This is a genomic window from Lutibacter sp. (genome assembly GCF_040883305.1).
Classification (GTDB): Bacteria; Bacteroidota; Bacteroidia; order Flavobacteriales; family Flavobacteriaceae; genus Lutibacter.
Genome location: NZ_JBFLKT010000447.1, coordinates 1 through 3,136 on the forward strand (window position 1 = coordinate 1; position 3,136 = coordinate 3,136).

Genomic DNA, 3,136 nt, shown 5'->3' on the forward strand with positions numbered 1-3,136 from the left:
ACAGCTATTAGAACTTCAACTGCTGATTTTTTATTGTTATTTGATGATGATAGCAGGGTTGCAACAGATTGGATTTCGAACCATTTAAAATGTATTGATTTTTTTAAAGCTGAAATTTCTTCGGGAACTTCAATATCGGTAGTGGGTGCAAAAGTACCGGATTCGTATCGTTATTTTAAACTATCTGAACAAATTGATACTGGAAATGTACTGATTAAAAGAGAAGTTTTTAAAGCAATAGGATTGTTTGATCGGCAATTCGAAAAGCAACGTATGGGTGATGGTGAATTTGGATTAAGAGCTTACTTGGCTGGATTTTTAAATATTTCCAATCCAACATCCGAACGCTTACATTTAAAAGTGGCGACTGGTGGATTACGACAAATGGGAAGTTGGGATGGTTTTAGACCCAAAAAGTGGTTTGCCCCACGGCCAATTCCGAGTGTGGTATATTTATTCAGAAAATATTATGGAAATAAGTTAACCCGTTTTGCATTATTAAAGGCAGTACCGCCATCATTAATCCCCTATAAATATAAAGGAAATGCAAAAATGATGTTGTTAGGGTATTTATTAGCAGTTGCTATATTCCCAATTGTATTGATTCAGGTTTGGAAATCCTGGAAATTGGCTAGTATTAAATTAAAAGATGGAGCTAAAATTGAGCAGCTTTAAAAAAATATTAATAATTACTTCAGAATTCCCTCCACAACCTGGAGGTATTGGCAACCATGCTTATAATTTAGCAACCCAACTACAATTAAATGGATACAAAGTTACTTTATTAACCGATTTGCGGTCTAAAAAGGGTGTTGAGGAGCAACAATTTGATGCTAAATTACCTTTTAAAGTTGTTAGAATTAAACGTTATAAAATTAGCGTTAATACTTATTTAAAACGTATTTTTAAGTATAGAAGTTTGGTAACCAAAAACACCATGGTTCTAGCATCTGGTAAATTTTCGTTATGGATGGTTGGTTTAGATCCTTTATTAAAGAATAAAAATAAATATGCTGTAATTCATGGCAGTGAATTAAATTTAAAAGGGTTCAATAAAAAGATAACAAACAATGCATTGTTGAATTTTAAAAAAGTTATTGCAGTTTCAAATTTTACAAAGTCATTAGTTACGGATTTAAAACTTAGCAACGTTACAGTAATTCCTAACGGATTTAACCTGGAAAATAGTTCAAATGAGAAGCCTATTGATAAAGGTTCAAAAGATTTAGAAAACCCAATTTTAATTACGGTAGGAAATGTTACAGAACGAAAAGGACAACTAAATGTGATAAAAGCATTACCATTATTAAAAGAAGAATATCCAAAGATACACTACCATATTGTGGGTATTCCAACCATACAACAAGAATTGGAGTTGGTTGCTGAAAAATTAAATGTAGCAGATCATATTACGTTTCATGGCTTGGTAACAGAACAGAAAAAACAACAATTATTGCAAGAGAGTACTATATTTGTAATGTTGAGCACAAAAACAGCAACTGGAGATGTTGAAGGTTTTGGAATTGCAATTATAGAAGCCAATGCTATAGGACTTCCGGCAATTGGATCAAATACTAGTGGTATTGTGGATGCAATTAATAATGGGGTATCAGGTAAATTAGTGGATCCTACAAACAAGGAAGCAATTTTAAATGCAGTCACTGAAATTAGCAATAATTATAAAAATTATTCAATAAATGCAACAGCCTGGTCAACTCAATTTAAGTGGGAAGTAATTATTAAAAAATATGTAAAAACTTTTGAATAAATTACTAATTATATCGCATACAGAACATTATAAAAATTCCAATGGCGAAATTGTTGGTTGGGGATCAACGGTTACAGAAATTAATTATTTGGCAACTCAATTTGATGAAATCTATCATTTGGCAGTTTTTTTAAATGAAGATGCTCCTCCAAGTTCTTTAGCATATACTTCTGAAAAGATTCACTTTATACCTTTAAAACCAACTGGAGGAAAAAAAATACTTCATAAATTTGATATAGTTTGGAATGCACCAAGTACCATTTTTAAAGTACTAAAATTACTACATAAAGTAGATGTATTTCAATTAAGAACTCCAACGGGTATTGGGGTGTATTTGATTCCTTTTTTAACCTTGTTTGTAAATAAAAAGGGCTGGTTTAAATATGCAGGTAATTGGAATCAGGAAAAACCACCTTTTGGTTATGCTGTGCAGCGATGGTGGTTAAAAAAACAACATAAAAAGGTAACTATTAATGGAGCATGGGAAAATCAGCCTAAAAAATGCCTAACTTTTGAAAACCCATGTTTAACGGAAGAAGATAGAGTATTAGGAAACCAAACAGTAAAAGAAAAAAAACTTATAAAACCATATAATTTTTGTTTTGTTGGGGGTTTAAATGAAAATAAAGGAGTGCAATTAATAATGGATGCTTTTTGTGAAATAGCACACCCTAATTTGGGTACTTTGCATATAGTAGGTGATGGTGTTTTAAGAGAGGAGTTAGAAATAAAGGCCAAAAGCATAGTAAGTCCAGTTATTTTTCATGGTTTTTTAAACAAGGCATCAATTATTGAAATTTATAAAACCTGTCATTTTATACTCTTACCTTCTAAAAGTGAGGGGTTTCCTAAAGTTATTGGGGAAGCAATGAATTTTGGTTGTATCCCAATTGTGTCAGATGTTTCTTGTATTGGTCAGTATATTCAAAATAATAACAACGGCTTTTTATTGCATCCAATAAATAAAGAAGTATTGATTCACACAATCAACCAATGCTTTAAAGTAGCACCAGATACTTTTAAAGCATATCTTTTAATCAATTATACCATTGCCGAAAAGTTCACCTATGCTTATTATTTATTGAGGATTCAAAAAGAAATACTAACTGAACGTAGCATTACAAGCTAATTTCTTTAAATTTGAATTCTATTTACATTTATTTATTGATACCCAACTAATCATTGAAAAACAGTATTTTAAATAACCGCTTTTTATTGATACTAATGCATCTAGGCTTTGGTATTTTGTTGTTTTTTGATGTGGTGTCAAAAATAGCGGCTTTAACAATACTTCTTTTTGGAATTATAAATATTATTAAAACCAAAAACAAGAATAATGAAGCAATTTATTGGGCGGGTTATATGGTG

3 protein-coding genes are annotated in these 3,136 nt (G+C 30.9%); all 3 read left to right on the forward strand.

The window, feature by feature from the left end; genetic code table 11:
• On the forward strand, positions 1–675 hold a 675-nt coding region (locus tag AB1Z17_RS14360), incomplete at its 5' end, for a glycosyltransferase family 2 protein (protein ID WP_368052455.1).
• Positions 662–1,768, forward strand: coding sequence for a glycosyltransferase family 4 protein (locus tag AB1Z17_RS14365; protein WP_368052456.1), 1,107 nt, complete (start codon positions 662–664; stop codon positions 1,766–1,768). The genes AB1Z17_RS14360 and AB1Z17_RS14365, both read left to right, overlap by 14 nt.
• Positions 1,761–2,897: a glycosyltransferase gene (locus AB1Z17_RS14370; RefSeq protein ID WP_368052457.1), complete on the forward strand. Its 1,137-nt coding sequence runs from the start codon at positions 1,761–1,763 to the stop codon at positions 2,895–2,897. Before AB1Z17_RS14365 ends, AB1Z17_RS14370 begins: the two co-directional genes overlap by 8 nt.
• Positions 2,898–3,136 lie beyond the last annotated feature (239 nt).